The sequence below is a fragment of the Streptomyces sp. ITFR-6 genome (genome assembly GCF_031844725.1).
Lineage (GTDB): Bacteria > Actinomycetota > Actinomycetes > Streptomycetales > Streptomycetaceae > Streptomyces.
This window is the reverse complement of sequence record NZ_CP134612.1, coordinates 2,653,870-2,669,924: the sequence shown is the minus strand read 5'-3', so window position 1 is coordinate 2,669,924 and position 16,055 is coordinate 2,653,870. Positions and strand designations below refer to the sequence as shown.

At 70.8% G+C, this 16,055-nt stretch carries 16 protein-coding genes; 10 read left to right on the top strand and 6 right to left on the bottom strand.

The window, feature by feature from the left end:
* Window positions 1-7 precede the first annotated feature (7 nt).
* The gene (gene nudC, locus RLT59_RS11850) at window positions 8-952 is read left to right on the top strand and encodes an NAD(+) diphosphatase (RefSeq protein ID WP_311303367.1); all 945 of its coding nucleotides are present in this window, start codon (window positions 8-10) and stop codon (window positions 950-952) included.
* Between the two features lie 257 nt (window positions 953-1,209).
* A complete protein-coding gene (locus RLT59_RS11845; RefSeq protein ID WP_311303366.1) occupies window positions 1,210-2,070 on the top strand; it encodes a bifunctional 5,10-methylenetetrahydrofolate dehydrogenase/5,10-methenyltetrahydrofolate cyclohydrolase in 861 nt (286 codons plus the stop codon).
* Window positions 2,071-2,125: 55 nt separating this feature from the next.
* Here RLT59_RS11845 and RLT59_RS11840 read toward each other — a convergent pair whose 3' ends face one another.
* Together RLT59_RS11840 and RLT59_RS11835 are read right to left on the bottom strand one after the other, a co-directional pair.
* Window positions 2,126-2,947: a phosphotransferase gene (locus RLT59_RS11840; RefSeq protein ID WP_311303365.1), complete on the bottom strand. Its 822-nt coding sequence runs from the start codon at window positions 2,945-2,947 to the stop codon at window positions 2,126-2,128.
* A 99-nt stretch (window positions 2,948-3,046) separates the two neighbouring features.
* A complete protein-coding gene (locus tag RLT59_RS11835) occupies window positions 3,047-3,289 on the bottom strand; it encodes a mycoredoxin (protein WP_024492713.1) in 243 nt (80 codons plus the stop codon).
* 219 nt (window positions 3,290-3,508) lie between these two features.
* On the opposite strand from RLT59_RS11835, the gene RLT59_RS11830 reads away from it, so the two are divergent.
* From RLT59_RS11830 to RLT59_RS11815, 4 genes are all read left to right on the top strand, one after another.
* Window positions 3,509-5,698: an ATP-dependent DNA helicase UvrD2 gene (locus tag RLT59_RS11830; protein WP_311303364.1), complete on the top strand. Its 2,190-nt coding sequence runs from the start codon at window positions 3,509-3,511 to the stop codon at window positions 5,696-5,698.
* Between the two features lie 166 nt (window positions 5,699-5,864).
* Complete coding sequence (locus RLT59_RS11825; RefSeq protein WP_311303363.1) at window positions 5,865-6,200, top strand: hypothetical protein; 336 nt, start codon at window positions 5,865-5,867, stop codon at window positions 6,198-6,200.
* Between the two features lie 173 nt (window positions 6,201-6,373).
* Window positions 6,374-6,742 carry a WhiB family transcriptional regulator gene (locus RLT59_RS11820; protein ID WP_311303362.1) on the top strand — a complete coding sequence of 123 codons (369 nt, stop codon included), beginning with the start codon at window positions 6,374-6,376 and terminating at the stop codon, window positions 6,740-6,742.
* Window positions 6,743-6,774: 32 nt separating this feature from the next.
* Window positions 6,775-7,098 carry a putative WhiB-interacting protein gene (locus RLT59_RS11815; protein ID WP_311307693.1) on the top strand — a complete coding sequence of 108 codons (324 nt, stop codon included), beginning with the start codon at window positions 6,775-6,777 and terminating at the stop codon, window positions 7,096-7,098.
* Between the two features lie 152 nt (window positions 7,099-7,250).
* Here RLT59_RS11815 and RLT59_RS11810 read toward each other — a convergent pair whose 3' ends face one another.
* Complete coding sequence (locus tag RLT59_RS11810; protein WP_311303361.1) at window positions 7,251-8,723, bottom strand: ABC1 kinase family protein; 1,473 nt, start codon at window positions 8,721-8,723, stop codon at window positions 7,251-7,253.
* Window positions 8,724-8,764: 41 nt separating this feature from the next.
* Window positions 8,765-9,913, bottom strand: a complete 1,149-nt coding sequence (locus RLT59_RS11805; RefSeq protein WP_311303360.1) for a ThiF family adenylyltransferase — start codon at window positions 9,911-9,913, stop codon at window positions 8,765-8,767.
* 187 nt (window positions 9,914-10,100) lie between these two features.
* Between RLT59_RS11805 and RLT59_RS11800 the strand changes: the two genes are divergently transcribed.
* The 4 genes from RLT59_RS11800 to RLT59_RS11785 all read left to right on the top strand — a co-directional run bounded on the left by RLT59_RS11800 (window position 10,101) and on the right by RLT59_RS11785 (window position 13,902).
* On the top strand, window positions 10,101-10,724 hold the full coding sequence (locus RLT59_RS11800) for a M48 metallopeptidase family protein (protein ID WP_311303359.1): 624 nt from the start codon (window positions 10,101-10,103) through the stop codon (window positions 10,722-10,724).
* A gap of 106 nt (window positions 10,725-10,830) precedes the next feature.
* Window positions 10,831-12,435: a TerD family protein gene (locus RLT59_RS11795; protein WP_311303358.1), complete on the top strand. Its 1,605-nt coding sequence runs from the start codon at window positions 10,831-10,833 to the stop codon at window positions 12,433-12,435.
* 11 nt (window positions 12,436-12,446) lie between these two features.
* Entirely contained in the window at window positions 12,447-13,127 is a 681-nt protein-coding gene (locus tag RLT59_RS11790; RefSeq protein WP_024492722.1) for an AIM24 family protein, read from the top strand.
* A 19-nt stretch (window positions 13,128-13,146) separates the two neighbouring features.
* Entirely contained in the window at window positions 13,147-13,902 is a 756-nt protein-coding gene (locus RLT59_RS11785) for an AIM24 family protein (RefSeq protein ID WP_311303357.1), read from the top strand.
* 108 nt (window positions 13,903-14,010) lie between these two features.
* On the opposite strand, the gene RLT59_RS11780 is transcribed toward RLT59_RS11785, so the two are convergent.
* Together RLT59_RS11780 and RLT59_RS11775 are read right to left on the bottom strand one after the other, a co-directional pair.
* Window positions 14,011-14,562 (bottom strand): NUDIX hydrolase, encoded by a 552-nt coding sequence (locus RLT59_RS11780; RefSeq protein WP_311303356.1) that lies wholly within the window; start codon window positions 14,560-14,562, stop codon window positions 14,011-14,013.
* Window positions 14,559-16,040 (bottom strand): zinc-dependent metalloprotease, encoded by a 1,482-nt coding sequence (locus tag RLT59_RS11775; RefSeq protein WP_311303355.1) that lies wholly within the window; start codon window positions 16,038-16,040, stop codon window positions 14,559-14,561. The genes RLT59_RS11780 and RLT59_RS11775 overlap by 4 nt, the downstream gene beginning before the upstream one ends.
* Window positions 16,041-16,055: the final 15 nt, after the last annotated feature.

Below are 16,055 nucleotides of genomic sequence, written 5' to 3'. Positions count from 1 at the left end.
AGCACCTGTGAGCACCTTCGACAACGCCACCACCGACCGGCCCATCGGTCTGACCGCGCCCAGCGGCATCGACCGCGCCGCGCACCACCGCCTCGACGAGGCCTGGCTGGCCGCGGCGTGGAGCCACCCGACGACCCGGGTCTTCGTGGTCTCCGGCGGGCAGGTGCTGATCGACGACACCGACGACGGCACCGAGATCGTGATGACCCCCGCTTTCGAGGCGCCCGTCACCGAGACCCACCGCTACTTCCTCGGCACCGACGAGGACGGCGTCAGCTACTTCGCCCTGCAGAAGGACTCCCTGCCGGGCCGCATGGACCAGTCGGCGCGCCCCGCCGGGCTGCGCGAGGCCGGACTGCTCCTCGGCGCCCGCGACGCCGGACTGATGGTGCACGCGGTGGCCCTGGAGAACTGGCAGCGGCTGCACCGCTTCTGCTCGCGCTGCGGCGAACGCACGGTCATCGCGGCGTCCGGACACATCCGCCGCTGCCAGGCCTGCGGCGCGGAGCACTACCCGCGCACCGACCCGGCCGTGATCATGCTCGTCACCGACGACCAGGACCGTGCCCTGCTGGGCCGCCAGGTCCACTGGCCGGAGGGCCGCTTCTCCACCCTGGCCGGTTTCGTCGAGCCGGGCGAATCGATCGAGCAGTCCGTAGCGCGCGAGGTCTTCGAGGAGGCGGGCATCACGGTGGGCGAGGTGGAGTACGTCGCCAGCCAGCCCTGGCCCTTCCCGTCCAGCCTGATGCTCGGCTTCATGGCACGGGCCACGACGTACGAGATCAACGTCGACGGCGAGGAGATCGAGGAGGCGCGCTGGTTCTCCCGCGAGGATCTGACGGCCGCCTTCGAGTCGGGCGAGATCCTGCCCCCGTTCGGCATCTCGATCGCGGCCCGGCTGATCGAGATCTGGTACGGGAAGCCCCTCCCGAGGCCGCGCAGCGCCGGCTGACCCGCGCAGCGCCGGCTCCCACCGGAGCCAGGACGCGAGCGGGGAGTGCGCCCGCACTCCCCGAGTTCACCCGCGCGCCTCTACAGTGGGTGCGGGCCGTGACTGGCGCTGAGGTGGAGCACCACCGGGGAGCGGCCGCAGAGAACACGGGCAGTCCATGGGACTGCCGGAGCCGTGCGCCTGGGCGACCGACCACGATCCCGCGATCCCCGCGGCCCGTCGGCCGACGCGATCGCCCCAGCGCCCAGGAGAACCACATGAACCCGACCCGCACGGCTCAGCTGATGGACGGCACCGGCCTCGCCCGCCGGAGTGTCGAGGAGACCAGCGCCGCGGCCGCGGAGATCCGGCTGCGCACCGGAACGCCGCCCTGCCTGGCCACAGTCCTCGTCGGTGACGACCCGTCCTCCGTGACGTACGTCAAGATGAAGCGCAACCGGTGCGCGCGTGCGGGCATCGAGTCCCGGCACGTGGCGCTCCCCGCCGACGCCACCACGGCCGATGTGGTCGCCGCGGTGACAGCGCTGTCGAACGACCCGGGAGTCCACGGCATCCTGCTGCAGCACCCGATGGGCCCGCACATCGACGAACGGGCAGCCTTCGAGGCGATCGCCCCCGAGAAGGACGTCGACGGGGTCACCATGCACTCCTTCGCGGCGATGGGTTTCGGCCTCCCCGGATTCGTCTCCTGCACCCCCGGCGGCATCATGCGGCTCCTCGACGCGTACGAGGTCGGCCTCGCGGGCAAGCACGCGGTGGTCGTGGGACGCAGCGCCATCCTCGGCAAGCCCGCCGGAATGCTCCTCCTCGGCCGCAACGCCACGGTGACGTACTGCCACTCGCACACCGCGGACCTCTCCTCGATCGTCCGGCAGGCGGACGTCCTGGTGGTCGCGGTCGGCAGGCCGCGCTTCATCACCGGCGCCGACATCAGGCCTGGCGCGGTGGTGATCGACGCGGGCTACAACGCGGGCAACGTCGGTGACGTCGATTTCGAGACAGCGGCCGAGCACGCGAGCCTGATCACCCCCGTCCCCGGCGGAGTCGGCCCGATGACCATCGCCGTCCTCCTCGAACAGACGGTGGCGGCGGCGTCCCGCCAGCTCGGCCTGGGCTGACCCCGGGCGCACCGCCGCGAGGAGGGCGACACGGGGCGGCAGAGGTCAGGACAGGTCAGTCGGTCAGAGCGGCCGTGAACGTCTCGCGGTGGGAGGCCAGCCAGGCCCGCATGCGGTCCCAGCGCTCCCATCCGCCGCGGTCGGCCAACGCCTGGAGGTAGACGGGATCGCCGTCGGCCACGCGGCGGGCGACGAAGCCTCGGCAGATCTCCGTGGCCTGTTCGATCACCCCCGGCAACGCGGCGCGCTCCGCCGCCGGGAGGCCGTAGCTGTCGGCGAGGATCCGCAGCCGGGCGCACACATCCGGCCCGCCGGGATACAGGGCGGCCGCGGACACCGGATCGAGCATGGGCACCCAGTAGCGGGCAGCCATGGCGAGGTCCCGGAGAGGGCGGCCCGGAGCGGCCAGGTCGAAATCGATCAGGGCGGCGGCCCGGCCGTCGCGGAAGACCACGTTGTCCGGGCAGACGTCGTTGTGGCACACCATCGTTCCTCCCGCCGGGTCGGCGAGATCCTGCGGCCAGTCGACGTCCGCGACGGTCCCGACGGCCTCGCTCGCCGTATGCAGGCGGCGCAGCAGTCTCCCCACCGATGCGAGGGCGGTTGTCGTCAGCACCCAGTCCGGGAACGGTGGCAGAGCCACCTCGCCACGGATGAAGGTCAGCTGCCCGCGGCTCCTGCTCCCGTCGGCGGTGAGGCCGACGGGAGCAGGAGCCGCGTCGAAGCCGTGGGCCCTCAGCGCCCGGAGGTGGGCGTGGAGGGCGGGGGCGTTGGGCGGTGCGGGCCGGTCCACCAGCTCACCCCGGCGGAAGACGGCGCCCGCGTCCGCCATGCCTCCGTACAACGCCTCGCCGTCTGCCCCGCCCCCGCTCGTCATGCCGGTCACGCTACCCACGAGCCGGCCCCGTGCGGGCGGATACGCGAAGACCCCCGATCCGGCGGCGGGCCGGTCGGGGGTCGGGTGCGTCAAGGCCGGTCAGGCGCCGAGCGCCTGCTTCACCTGGGCCAGCGAAGGGTTCGTCAGCGTCGAACCGTCCGGGAAGAGAACGGTCGGAACCGTCTGGTTGCCGCCATTCGCCTTCTCGACGAAGGCCGCCGACTCCGGGTCGTGCTCGATGTTGATCTCGGTGTACGCGATGCCCTCGCGGTCCATCTGGCCCTTGAGCCGACGGCAGTATCCGCACCACGTGGTGCTGTACATCGTCACAGTGCCCGGCATGTCTTGGCGCTCCTCTGTCTCTTCGATCACGGAAATCCCGTCACATCCCGTCACGGTCTCGTCCGTCATACCCACGAGCCGGGACGTGCGTTACCGCACGAAAGGAGAACGTACGCAACCCGGCCGCCATTCCCGGACCGCCCCGCATCAGTACGACGGATACGGCACCCCTGTGGACAACCTCAGCACCGGCCCCTCCCGACCTGGCAGCATGGCGGGGTGACATCAGCAACGCATTCCACCCTCTTCCCTCAGGTCCCCGACTCCGCCGACGCCATCCTGGACGGGCTCGACCCCGAACAGCGCGAAGTCGCCACGGCCCTGCAGGGCCCGGTGTGCGTGCTGGCCGGAGCCGGTACGGGCAAGACGCGGGCCATCACGCACCGCATCGCCTACGGGGTGCGCGCCGGGATGGTCCAGCCGACGAGTGTGCTCGCCGTCACGTTCACCAACCGGGCCGCCGGCGAGATGCGGGGACGGCTGCGCCAGCTCGGGGCGGGCGGCGTGCAGGCGCGGACGTTCCACTCCGCGGCCCTGCGCCAGCTCCAGTACTTCTGGCCGAAAGCTGTCGGTGGCGATCTGCCCCGGCTGTTGGAGCGCAAGGTCCAGCTGGTGGCAGAGGCGGCCGCCCGCTGCAACATCCGGCTCGACCGCAACGAGCTGCGCGATGTCACGAGCGAGATCGAATGGGCCAAGGTCACCCAGACCGTGCCCGCCGACTATCCGGCCGTGGTCGCCAAGTCCCAGCGCGACGCCCCGCGCGATCCCGCCGAGATCTCGCAGGTCTACGCGATGTACGAGCAGCTGAAGCGGGACCGCACGGTCATCGACTTCGAGGATGTGCTGCTCCTGACCGTCGGCATCCTCCAGGACCGGCACGACATCGCCGACCACGTGCGCCGGCAGTACCAGCACTTCGTCGTCGACGAGTACCAGGACGTCAGCCCGCTCCAGCAGCGGCTGCTGGACCTCTGGCTGGGCGACCGGGACAACCTCTGCGTCGTGGGCGACGCCAGCCAGACGATCTACTCCTTCACCGGGGCCACCCCCGACCACTTGCTGAACTTCCGCACCCGTCACCCCCGGGCCACCGTCGTCAAGCTCGTCCGGGACTACCGCTCCACGCCGCAGGTGGTCCACCTGGCCAACGGGCTGCTCGGCCAGGCCAGGGGCAGGGCCGCCGAGCACCGGCTCGAACTGGTCTCGCAGCGCGAGCGCGGCCCGGAGCCCGCCTATACGGAGTACGCGGACGAGCCGGCGGAGGCCGAAGGCACCGCCCGCCGCATCCGCGACCTGATCGCGGCCGGAGTCCCGGCGGGCGAGATCGCCGTGCTCTACCGGGTCAACTCCCAGTCCGAGGTCTACGAACAGGCCCTGGCCGACGCGGGGGTGCCGTACCAGCTGCGGGGCGCGGAGCGGTTCTTCGAGCGCGCGGAGGTACGGGAAGCGGGCGTCGCCCTGCGCGGCGCGGCCCGCGCCGGGGGCAACGACTCCCTGCTGGACGATGCGCAGGGGCTGCCCGCGGAGGTCCGCGCGGTGCTGTCCACCAAGGGCTGGCGGAGCGAGCCGCCCGCCGGCTCCGGCGCGGTGCGCGACCGCTGGGAGTCCCTGGCCGCCCTGGTCAGGCTCGCGGAGGACTTCGAACGGGCCAGGCCCGGCGCGACCCTCTCCGATCTGGTCGCCGAGCTCGACGAGAGGGCCGCGGCCCAGCACGCCCCCACGGTCCAGGGAGTCACCCTGGCCTCGCTGCACTCGGCGAAGGGCCTGGAGTGGGACGCCGTGTTCCTGGTCGGACTGACCGAGGGCATGATGCCGATCACCTACGCGAAGACGGACGAGCAGATCGAGGAGGAGCGCCGGCTGCTGTACGTCGGCGTCACCCGGGCCCGCTTCCACCTCTCGCTGTCGTGGTCGCTGGCCCGCTCGCCCGGCGGCCGGTCCGGCCGCCGCCCGAGCCGCTTCCTGAACGGGCTGCGCCCCGGCTCCGCGGCGCTGGGCTCCAGGAGCGCGGCGGGTGGCAGCGGCGGTATCGAGCGGCCGGTGGCGGCCCGGCGCAAGCGGCGCGGGCCCGCGCTGTGCAGGGTGTGCGGCAGGACCCTCACCGATGCCGGTGAGATGAAGCTGATGCGCTGTGACGACTGCCCGTCGGACATGGACGAGGCGCTGTACGAGCGGCTCCGCGACTGGCGCGCGGTCCGGGCCCAGGAGATCAGCCAGCCCGCCTACTGCGTGTTCACCGACAAGACGCTGATGGCGATCGCGGAGGCAGTGCCGGGCAGCGAAAGCGAGTTGGCCGGGATCCCTGGGGTCGGCGCGCGGAAGCTGGGCCGGTTCGGTGGCGCGGTGCTGGACATCTGCGCAGGTGGGGACGGGGTGGAGGAGCCTGCGGAGGGCGACGAGGAGGTGTGAGAAAAACTCGTCGAAAAAATAGTTTGCGCCCGCCCCAGTAGTCACCATAGGTTCTTAACCACGGGAACAGCGACTTCTCTGAAGCCCTGATCCTGTGCTGTACTTATCCGAATACGTAGGACCGGCTCGGTCGGTCCGCCCTAGACGCCGAGAGGAGGCGATTGAAGTGATCAGCACCATTGAGACCAAGAAAATGACCGATCTCTCGGTCGTCTCCGCCTGCTCGCTCGGCCTCGCCTGCTCTTCGACGTCTTCCCTGCGTGGCACCGGTATGTCCGGCATTTCCGCCGTCAGCCCGCTGTCCCTGGTGAGCCTTCCCGAGCGGGAGCGTAATGAGCGACCGACCCAGGCACCGGCAGCAGCAGTAGCGAAGGGACAGGCCCAGGCCTATGCCTTTGCGGCCGTCGGTGCGGGAGCGGAAGCCGGAGTCACGAAGCAGACGACGCACCACCACTCGATGTGGGCCTTCCGTGGGCCTGAACCCTGGAGAGATCCAGCCTGATCGACGATCAGGCCGGCGCCTTCAGGGCCGCGGAACCCCACTCGGGATCCGCGGCCCTTTTGTTTTGTCCAAACGGACGAGACAGCACGAAGGAGCCTCAGGACAAGTAACACCTGGTACCAGCCGCCCCCCGGCCAACAGGCCGGAAACCACCAGACGAGGACACCACCACCGTGCAACTCGAAGCGCACGCCCCGTCCGTACCGCCTTCCGAAACGATCCCCCCGCCCGGCCTCACGGAGGACTCCACCTTGACCCCGCTCACTGCGCTCACCGCGCTCGACGACGCCATCGAGAACCTCGGCGTGCCCGTCCCGTGCCGTTCCTACGACCCCGAGGTCTTCTTCGCCGAGTCCCCGGCGGACGTCGAGTACGCCAAGTCCCTCTGCGGCACCTGCCCGCTAGTCGAGGCCTGTCTCGCCGGCGCCAAGGAGCGTCGCGAGCCGTGGGGTGTCTGGGGTGGCGAGCTCTTCATCCAGGGCGTCGTCGTTGCTCGCAAGCGGCCGCGTGGCCGTCCGCGCAAGAACCCGGTCGCGGCGTGATCGCCGGCCTGGGGGTCACGGCCCCCAAACCCATGAAGCGCATCGGAACCATCGACCGTCCCCACACCCACGATCCCCGAAACCAGGAACCAATGACCATCCCCACGAGGGAGCCCGTCGGCTCCGCGACACCGGACGTCACCATCATCGGCGCGAACGACTCGCGTCAGAACAGGACCCGTGAGATGCAACTCATCCCAGAAGCCCTGGCTCGTGCTCATATGCACGACCGCCTGCGGGAAGCCGACGCGGAACGCGAGGCCGTACGCCTGGTCACCGCGCGGCGGATGCAGCGCCGGGCCGAGCGCGCCTCGATGCGTGCCCGGCGTGCGCTCGCCATGGCGGTCATGCACTGATCCGACCCGCTACGGGTCGGCCGCTCTCTGGCCCGCGGCGAACGGTACCCAGTACCGACAGCACCACCCCTGCCTCGGGGCCGGTCCACGCGGACCGGCCCCGAGGCCGTTCCGCGTGGTGCCGCGTCGACTCCGACCGGTGGGCGCACGTCCTAGGTGGCGAGCTCCGAAGGAGCTTCCCCGGGACACTCCTCCTCGGCCCACTCCTCCTCTTCCTGCGGCAGGAACCCAGGCAGCCAGGATTCGAGCTCCTCGCGCAGCCGGACCGTCGCGCCGAGCTGGCACAGCACCCCTATCGTGCTCAACGTTACGCGGTGTATGAGCAGATAGGCGGGCGGCAGATTCAGCTGCTTGCCCAACTGGTGGGCGGGAGAACGCGGATCAGCTATCCGGGCGGCCTGATTGCGCATCCAGCCCCGGCTGAAGGCGAACTCCTCCACCAGAGCGGGTTCGATGATCGGCTGGAGGTAGTCGAGCACCGCGTCGGGGGCCAGGTCGACCGAATCCTTGACGAACCCCTCCTCGCGCAGCAGCCCGTACACCGCGTCCGCGTCGCCCTGGAGCGTCAGCCGCAACGAGTTCCCGATGGTCTGCGGCAGTCCGCCCGGCAGCCGGTCCACCGTCCCGAAGTCGAGGACGCCGAGCCGCCACCGATCGGCCCCGGCCCCCGCCGCGCCGTCGATGTCCTCCGCGTCCGCCGGGTCCGCCGGGTCCTCCGCGTCCGCCGGGTCGGTCAGCTCGGCCGGGTCCGGGGGCAGCAGCCGGAAGTTGCCCGGGTGCGGGTCGGCGTGCAGCAGCCCGGTGCGCGCGGGGCCGGAGAAGAGGAACCGGGCCAGCAGCTGACCGGCCCGGTCCCGCTGCTCCGCGGTTCCGTCGGCGATCACATCGGCCAGCGGCACACCGTCGATCCACTCCGTGACCAGCACCTGATCGGACTGGTGCACCACGCCCGGGACCACGACATCGGGATCGTCGGCGAACTTTTCCGCGTGCTCCCGCTGCGACCGCGCCTCCTGCTCGTAGTCCAGCTCCTCCGACACCCGGTCACGCAGCTCCGTGATCAACGGCTTGATGTCCATGCCCGGAACCAGCGGACCGAGCAGCCGGGCGAACCGGCTGAGCTGGGTCAGGTCCGAGAGCAGCGCCTCCCCGGCGCCCGGGTACTGCACTTTCACCGCGACGTCGCGCCCGTCGTGCCACACCGCCCGGTGCACCTGCCCGATCGAGGCGGCGGCCGACGGCTTGTCCTCGAAGCTCAGGAACAGCTCCCGCCAGTCCTCACCGAGCCGCTCGGCCAGCACCGCGTGGACCGTGCTGTTCGGCATCGGAGGTGCGGCCTCCTGGAGTTTGGTGAGGGCCGCGCGGTAGGGGCCGGCGACCTCCTCCGGCAGAGCGGACTCGAAGACGGACAGAGCCTGCCCGAGCTTCATCGCCCCGCCCTTCAGCTCACCCAGGACCTTGAAGAGCTGGTCGGCGGTCCGCTGTTGAACCTCGCGGGCGACAAGCTCCGCGGACTTCCCGCCGATGCGCTTGCCCAGCCCCCAGGTGGCGCGGCCCGCGAACCCCAAAGGCAGCGCGGCCAGCTTGGCGGTTCGGGTGACCGCCTTCCGGGGAAGATCAGACATATGCTCCTCCAAATCCCAGACTGCCGCGCTGCGTGCGGCGGCTACCCGGCCATTGTGTCGTGCGCCGTGCCGGCTCCGGAGGTGCGCACCCCCTCAGTGTGCCCACCCGCTCCACAGGAACAGTCGAGGTGTGCCCGGATCCGCTCGGACCGCCAGTCCAACAGCGGCAGTGCGGCTTCCCACCGGGCCCCGGTGCAGGCGGGCAGTTCCCCGTCGAGGAAGGCCAGGGCGTGGGCGGCGGCCAGACCCGCCACCGCGGTCGCCAGGCCCAGATCGCAGGCCTGCACGGCGGTGCGCCGGCCGGACTGCCACTGAGCCAGCATCCGCGGCCACTGCGGGTCCCGGTCGCGCCGGTGCAGATCGAGGCATCCCGCGCACGCCGTGCCGCCCGGCAGCACCAGGGGGCCGACGAATCCGGTGGCCTCGATCACCCCGGCGTAGAGATGCGGTGTGCCGGAGGCGACCCACGGCTCGGCTGTGCGCGGATCGGGGACATAGGCGGAGAGGCTCTCGCGAGGGGCCACCACGATCAGGGACAGGCCCGGCTCGCCGCTCGCGGCCGGGCCGCCCGACGACTGGGCCGCCCGCGGCGCCGGAGACGGAGCCGAGCGCCGGACCAGCTGCCTGGCCGAGGTGTCCCGGCGCTCTCCGGCCGCCGAGGGCGGCAGGCCTGCCGGCGAGATGTCGCCGGGCTCGACGCTTCCGCCGTCCAGGACCTCGACGTGGCCCACCCCGGATCCGGAGAGCACCGCGGCGAGGGCCGCACCGACCCGGCCCGCTCCTCGTACCTGGACGCGCATGGAGCGGCGGGCGGCCAGCCGGCGCGTCCCGCCGCCGGGCTCGGGATGCACGACGGAGAGGGATGCCAGGTCGGGCCGGTGACGCTCCATGGCATCCGCCCGTTTCCGTAACGCATCGGTCTCCGGCCCGCCGGCCCGTACGTCGTCGATGAGCCCCGCGTCCAGCAACCGGACCACGAGCGTGTCCACTTGGCGTTCGGTGAGCTCCAGCGACCTGGCCTCTTCGCGCAACAGCGGCATCCCGCGTGTTCCGTCGAGGAGTTCCAGGAAACAGCCCGTCGCGATGTCCATCGGGCCGACCTTCACCGCATGTGCGGGCGTCACACCGAATTGGACGGTGCCGCTGCCGCGCCATGCGCGGCGCAGTGCGGGTTTCAACATCGGATGCACGGCTACCCCCGGTCTGTGCGTCTGCGTGAGATCCATTGCCATGATGCAGCGCACCGCCGGAGCGGGTGAAAAGTTATCCACAGGCGGGGGGTATTAGTCGTTCAAATGGTGCACGCCGTGTGGCGGATCATGTGTGAACCGTTCAGGAGACGGGACTTCCCCCACCGGCAACGGGTAACGTCGTGCCGTGCCCGCCGACCCGTCACCCGGCCTCGCCGGGGAGACCCCCGCGCGCAGCGCCGGAATCCAGCAGCGCAGCGCGGCAGACCCCCCGCCCCGCGGCTCGACGACGAGCGCGGTCGAGGTCCGCCGGAGCTCCCGCCGCAGCAGAACGGTCTCCGCGTACCGGGAGGGCGACCGCACGATCGTGCTGATCCCCGCCCGGATGTCCGAGGCCGAGGAGCAGCGCTGGGTGAGCGTCATGCTCGACAAGCTGGCCGCCCAGGAGAGCAGGCGCGTTCCCGGTGACAGCGAGCTCGCCGAGCGGGCGGAGCGGCTGTCCGCGCAGTATTTCGACGGCCGGGCCAGACCCGTCTCGGTCCGGTGGGTGACCAACCAGAACACCCGGTGGGGGTCCTGCACCCCGGCCGAGGGCAGCATCCGCCTGTCGCACCGGCTGCAGGGCATGCCGGAGTACGTCGTCGACTATGTGCTCGTCCACGAACTGGCCCATCTCCTGGTGCCAGGACACGGTCCGCGGTTCTGGCGGCTCCTGGACGCCTACCCCCGTACCGAGCGGGCGCGCGGCTATCTCGAAGGGGTGGTGGCGGCCGACCGGCTGCCGCATCTGCCCGCCGCACGGGACGAGTGACGTTCGGTGATTCTGTACCGGGTCTGTACCGGCTTGGCCCGGGGCGGGACTTTGCGGTTAGCCTGACGCGACGCATTCAGATCCGGATGGGGGACGGTCGTTACGCATGGCCAGGGAATTCCAACGCGGCCACAAGGCCAAGATCAGCGATCTCACACCGGGGACGGACCTGTACGTAGGTGTGCAGATCGCCGGCCCGGGACTGACCTTTGACATCAGCTGCTTCGGCCTCGATGCCAATGAGCAGCTCTCCGACGACCGGTATTTCATCTTCTTCAATCAGCCGAAATCGCCCGAGGAGTCGATTCAGCTCCTGGGCGCCCAGGCCGGTGACACCGAGTCGTTCCGCGTGACTCTGGACCGCATTCCGGCGAGCATCCATAAACTGTCGTTCACCGCGACGCTGGACGGCGCCGGACAGATGGCGCAGGTCGGTCCCGGTTACATCCGGATCGTCGCGGGTGGCGAGGAAGTCGTCAGGTACGCCTTCACCGGCTCCGAGTTCACCACTGAGCGTGCCGTGATGCTGGGTGACTTCTACCTGAAGGACGTCTGGCGGTTCGCCGCCGTCGGCCAGGGCTTCGACGGCGGCCTTGAGGCGCTGCTGAAGAACTTCGGGGGCGAGGTCGCGGAGGAGGAGCCCGCGGCTCCGCAGCCGCAGTCCGCCGCCCCGTCGTTCGCCCCGCCCGCCCAGGCCTCGGCGCCCCCTCCGGCGTTCGGTGCCCCGGCCGCACCGCAGGCACCGCAGCCCGCACCGTCCTTCGGCGCACCGGCCGCGCCCGCGCCCACTCCACAGCAGCAGATGCACGCCGCGCCGACCATCGTGGCGCCGCTGGCCCCGCAGGGCGGCAGTGTGCCTCCGCCGCCCCCGCCTCCACCCGCTCCGTACGGGCAGCCGGGGCAGCCGCCCCAGCAACCGCAGTTCGGACAGGTACCGGGACAGGCTCCCGCCCCGTACGGCCAGCAGCCTCCGGCCCCGTACGGGCAGCAGCCGCCCGGCATGCAGGGCGGCATGCCGCCGGGCGTGCCGCAAGGGGTGCCGCAGACCGGGGCAGGGCTCCTGGCCGCGCTCCAGCCGTACAAGGAGACGGCCACCGGCCAGCGCTGGACCTCGCAGAACCAGCAGCTCATGCGGGTCGACCTCACCAACGGTGGCGGGGGAGTGCTGGCCAGGCAGGGCAGCATGGTGATGTACCAGGGCAAGGTCGACTTCGGCTACAAGGGCGCCGGTTTCGCCGGCCGGATCGTCGGCAACGCCACCGGCCAGGAAATGCAGCTGATGCGCTGTACCGGCCGGGGACAGGTCTTCCTCGCCGAGGAGGGCGCCCATCTGCACGCCGTCGAACTCCAGGGCGACGGCATCTGCGTCTCCTCGGAGAACGTGCTCGCCTTCGACGAGTCGCTCCAGTACGAGGTCCGCAGGATCGAGGGCCACGGCATTCCCGGCGGCGCCCTGTTCACCATGCAGTTCCAGGGCACCGGCACCGTCGTCGTCAAGACCCACGGTGTGCCGGTCGTCCTGCCGGTCACTCCGACCACGTTCGCCGACTGCAACGCCGTCGTGGCGTGGTCGTCGGCGTCCCAGGTGATCGTCTCCAGCCAGGTCCGGCTGCGCCGCAACGCCTACCCCGGACACAGCGGAGAGACCGTGAACCTCCAGTTCCGGGGTGCTCCCGGCAACTTCATCGTCGTCCAGCCCTACGAGGTCTGAGGGAGCCCGTCATGAATCAGCAACTCGCGGGCTACGCCCCGACCCCCGTCACGGCCCGGATGGAGAACCACGGCCATTCGATGCTGAAGGTGGCCATGGCCACCGGCCAGGACCTGTACGCGCGCACCGGCTCGATGGTGGCGTACGAGGGCTTCATCCAGTACGAGCCCAACCCGCCCGCCGTCCGCCAGATGGCCTCGCAGTGGATCACCGGCGAGGGCACGCCCGTGATGAAGTGCTCCGGTGACGGGCTGCTCTACCTCGCGGACTACGGCGCGGACGTGGTCGTCATCAATCTGAACAACGACTCCCTCTCGGTCAACGGCACCAACCTCCTCGCCTTCGACGCCCATCTCACCTGGGGTGTCGAACGTGTCAAGGGCCTTGCCAAGTTCGCGGGGCAGGGCCTGTGGAACGTCTGCGTCTCCGGCACCGGATGGGTCGCCATCACTTCCCGCGGTACGCCGATCGTCGTCGACTGCGGTCGCGGCGAGGACGAGACGTACGTCGACCCGGACGCGCTGGTGGCGTGGTCCCCGAACCTCAAGGTGAAGGGAAAGCGCAGCTTCAAGGCCTCCTCGCTCATCGGGCGGGGCAGCGGAGAGGCGTTCCAGATGGCCTTCTCCGGTGAGGGGATCGTCGTCGTCCAGCCGAGCGAGGACAGTACCGACCGCCTGCGGGTCCGGAACTGACGGGGAGGGAGAACACACCATGCAGAGTCCGCTCTTCAGCTACACGGAACAGCAGTCCCAGGACCGGTACGCGGTGCAGAACCCGCAGCTCCTGCGGGTCTCGCTGACCGGCCACGACGACGTCCTCGCCCGCAAGGGCGCCATGGTCGCCTACCAGGGACTGATGGAGTTCGACGGCGAGTACCAGTCGCACGGACAGCGCCGGGCCCGCGCGAGCACCGGTGAGGGCCTCGACCTGATGCGGTGCTCGGGTCAGGGCACCGTCTACCTCGCCAACCTGGCGCAGTACGTCCACGTTGTGGATGTCGACCGCGACGGTATGACGGTGGACAGCGCCTACGTCCTGGCGCTCGACTCGTCACTCCACACCGAGGTCATCGCGGTGGACAGCCAGTACGGCATCTCGGGCACCGGCAAGTACCAGCTCAACATCTCGGGCAGCGGCAAGGTCGCCCTCATGACCTCCGGCCAGCCCCTGATGATGCAGGTCACGCCGGACAAGTACGTCAACGCGGACGCGGACGCGGTCGTCGCCTGGTCCAGCTCGCTGCGCGTGCAGATGCAGGCCCAGACGCACTCCTCCGGCGTCATGCGCCGACGCGGCAACACCGGAGAGGGCTGGGAGCTCAGCTTCCTCGGACAGGGCTTCGCGCTGGTCCAGCCGAGCGAGGTGCTGCCGCCGCAGAGCGCCCAGATCGGCCAGGGGCTGGCTGCCCAGTACGGCATGGGCCGGCAGGGCGTCCACGCCCAGAACCAGAACAACGCCTGGAACTGACAGCAGCCGATCAGCACGGGTAAGGGGCGGCCTCCCTGGAGGCCGCCCCTTACCCGTGCTGTCGTGTTCCCCGTGCTGTGTCGTGTTCCCCGTGCTGTCGTGGCTCCGCTACCGGACGACGCCGCCCAGCGCTGCCCGCGTACGTTCCACCAGACGCACCACCGAGGAGTCGGCGACCTCGGAGACCTCGTCGTAGGTGAACCAGCGCAGGTCCAGCGATTCGTCACTGATCCGCTCCGTGGCACCCGAGGGGGCCAGTGCCGCGTACTGGACATCGAGGTGCCAGTTGCAGGGCGCCGGGATCGGGTGCCGGTCCAGGGTGACCGGACCGCCCGCCAGCAGCGTCAGGCCGGCGATGCCGGACTCCTCCGCGGCCTCTCGCAGCGCCGCCCCGGCCAGCGAGGTGTCCCCGGGCTCGCAGTGACCGCCCATCTGCAGCCACATCCGCAGCTTCCGGTGCAGGGTGAGCAGCACCTTGCCGCGCTCCGGGTCCACGACCAGCGCGCTTGCCGTCAGGTGTCCGGCTCCGCAGGCTTTCCACATGCCGTCGGGATGGAGCGCCAGATGGTCCAGGTAGGCCAGGCGCAGCTCCTGCTGGACGGCGTCCGCACCGGCCCCGTAGTTCTTCAGTACGAGAACGGCGTCGTCGTGCAAGCTCACTTTTCGGTGTCGTCCTTGCCGTCGCCGGGGGTGTCGTCGCCGTCCGAGGCGCTGTCGTCCGTGCCGTCCGCGGCGCTGGCGTCCTTGCCATCGGTACCGGTGGTGGACTTCCGCGGCCCGTTCGCGGCCTCACCGAGCATCTTGTCCAGCTCGGAGAAGTCCAGCTGCTCGTGGTGCACGAAGCCGTCCGGGTCGTCCAGGTCCTGGGCGGTCGGCAGCATGTCGGGGTGCTCCCACAGCGCGTCGCGTCCGTCGAGGCCCCGTGCGTCCGTGAGCGAGGCCCACAGCCGCGAGGCGTCACGCAGCCGCCTCGGACGCAGCTGGAGGCCGATCAGCGTGGCGAAGGTCTGCTCGGCGGGACCGCCGGAGGCGCGCCGCCTGCGCATCGTCTCGCGGAGGGCGTCGGCCGAGGTCAGCCGGGACTTCGCGGCCTCGTGCACCACCGCGTCCACCCAGCCCTCGACCAGCGCGAGGGCCGTCTCCAGCCGGGCCAGGGCGGCCTTCTGCTCCGGGGTGTCCTCCGGCTGGAACATGCCCTGCTGAAGGGCTTCCTGCAGCTGCTCGGGCTGCGACGGGTCGAACTGGCCGACCACGTCCTCCAGCTTGCTGGTGTCGACCTTGATGCCGCGCGCATACCCTTCCACGGCACCGAACAGATGCGAGCGCAGCCACGGCACGTGGGCGAAGAGCCGCTGGTGAGCGGCTTCGCGCAGCGCGAGGTACAGCCGCACCTCGTCCTGCGGCACGCTCAGGTCCTTGCCGAACCGCTCGACGTTCAGCGGCAGCAGGGCGGCCTTGCCGGCCGGGCCCAGCGGCAGACCGATGTCGGTCGAGCCGACCACCTCGCCGGCGAGCACCCCGACAGCCTGTCCGATCTGCTGGCCGAACATCGCGCCGCCCATCGACCGCATCATGCCGATCAGCGGGCCCGCCATCGCCTGCATCTCCTCGGGCAGCACATCGCCCATGGCGAGGCCGACACGCTCGGCCACCGGGTCGACGAGCTTCTGCCAGGCGGGGAGGGACGCCTCGACCCACTCCGCACGGCTCCACGCCACGGTGGAGACGGAGCCGGAGGGCAGCGACGTCACGCCGTCCAGCCAGAGGTCCGCCAGTCGCAGCGCTTCATCGACCGAGGCACGCTCGGACGGGCCGACGCTCGCGTCCTTCGTGCCGTCCGCGTTGCCCTGCGAGACGGTCTGGCGGGCGATCTGCTTGGCCATGTCCCAGTTCACGGGACCGCCCTCGTAGCTCAGCATCTGGCCGAGCTGCTGGAAGGCGGCGCCCAGGTCGTTCGGGTTCATCGAACCGAACATCGCGGCGAAGGGGTTGTCACCGCCCGCGCCGGGGCCGAAGCCGAGCGGGTTCGCCGGACCGCCCGAACCCTGCCCACCTCCGGTGGGGTCCTTCTTCTTGCCCTGGTCGCCGTCGTCCGGCTCCTCCGGCGGAAGGCCGAATCCGAATGGGGTGTCACTCACGGGTTTCCTCGGCTC

What these genes read in the sequence shown, in the direction of transcription:
- RLT59_RS11815 (WP_311307693.1), top strand. Translation starts at nt 6,775, where the DNA reads ATGAAGCGCATCGGAACCATCGACCGTCCCCACACCCACGATCCCCGA.
- RLT59_RS11835 (WP_024492713.1), bottom strand. Translation starts at nt 3,289, where the DNA reads ATGCCGGGCACTGTGACGATGTACAGCACCACGTGGTGCGGATACTGC.
- RLT59_RS11790 (WP_024492722.1), top strand. Translation starts at nt 12,447, where the DNA reads ATGAATCAGCAACTCGCGGGCTACGCCCCGACCCCCGTCACGGCCCGG.
- RLT59_RS11840 (WP_311303365.1), bottom strand. Translation starts at nt 2,947, where the DNA reads ATGACGAGCGGGGGCGGGGCAGACGGCGAGGCGTTGTACGGAGGCATG.
- RLT59_RS11845 (WP_311303366.1), top strand. Translation starts at nt 1,210, where the DNA reads ATGAACCCGACCCGCACGGCTCAGCTGATGGACGGCACCGGCCTCGCC.
- RLT59_RS11810 (WP_311303361.1), bottom strand. Translation starts at nt 8,723, where the DNA reads ATGTCTGATCTTCCCCGGAAGGCGGTCACCCGAACCGCCAAGCTGGCC.
- RLT59_RS11795 (WP_311303358.1), top strand. Translation starts at nt 10,831, where the DNA reads ATGGCCAGGGAATTCCAACGCGGCCACAAGGCCAAGATCAGCGATCTC.
- RLT59_RS11785 (WP_311303357.1), top strand. Translation starts at nt 13,147, where the DNA reads ATGCAGAGTCCGCTCTTCAGCTACACGGAACAGCAGTCCCAGGACCGG.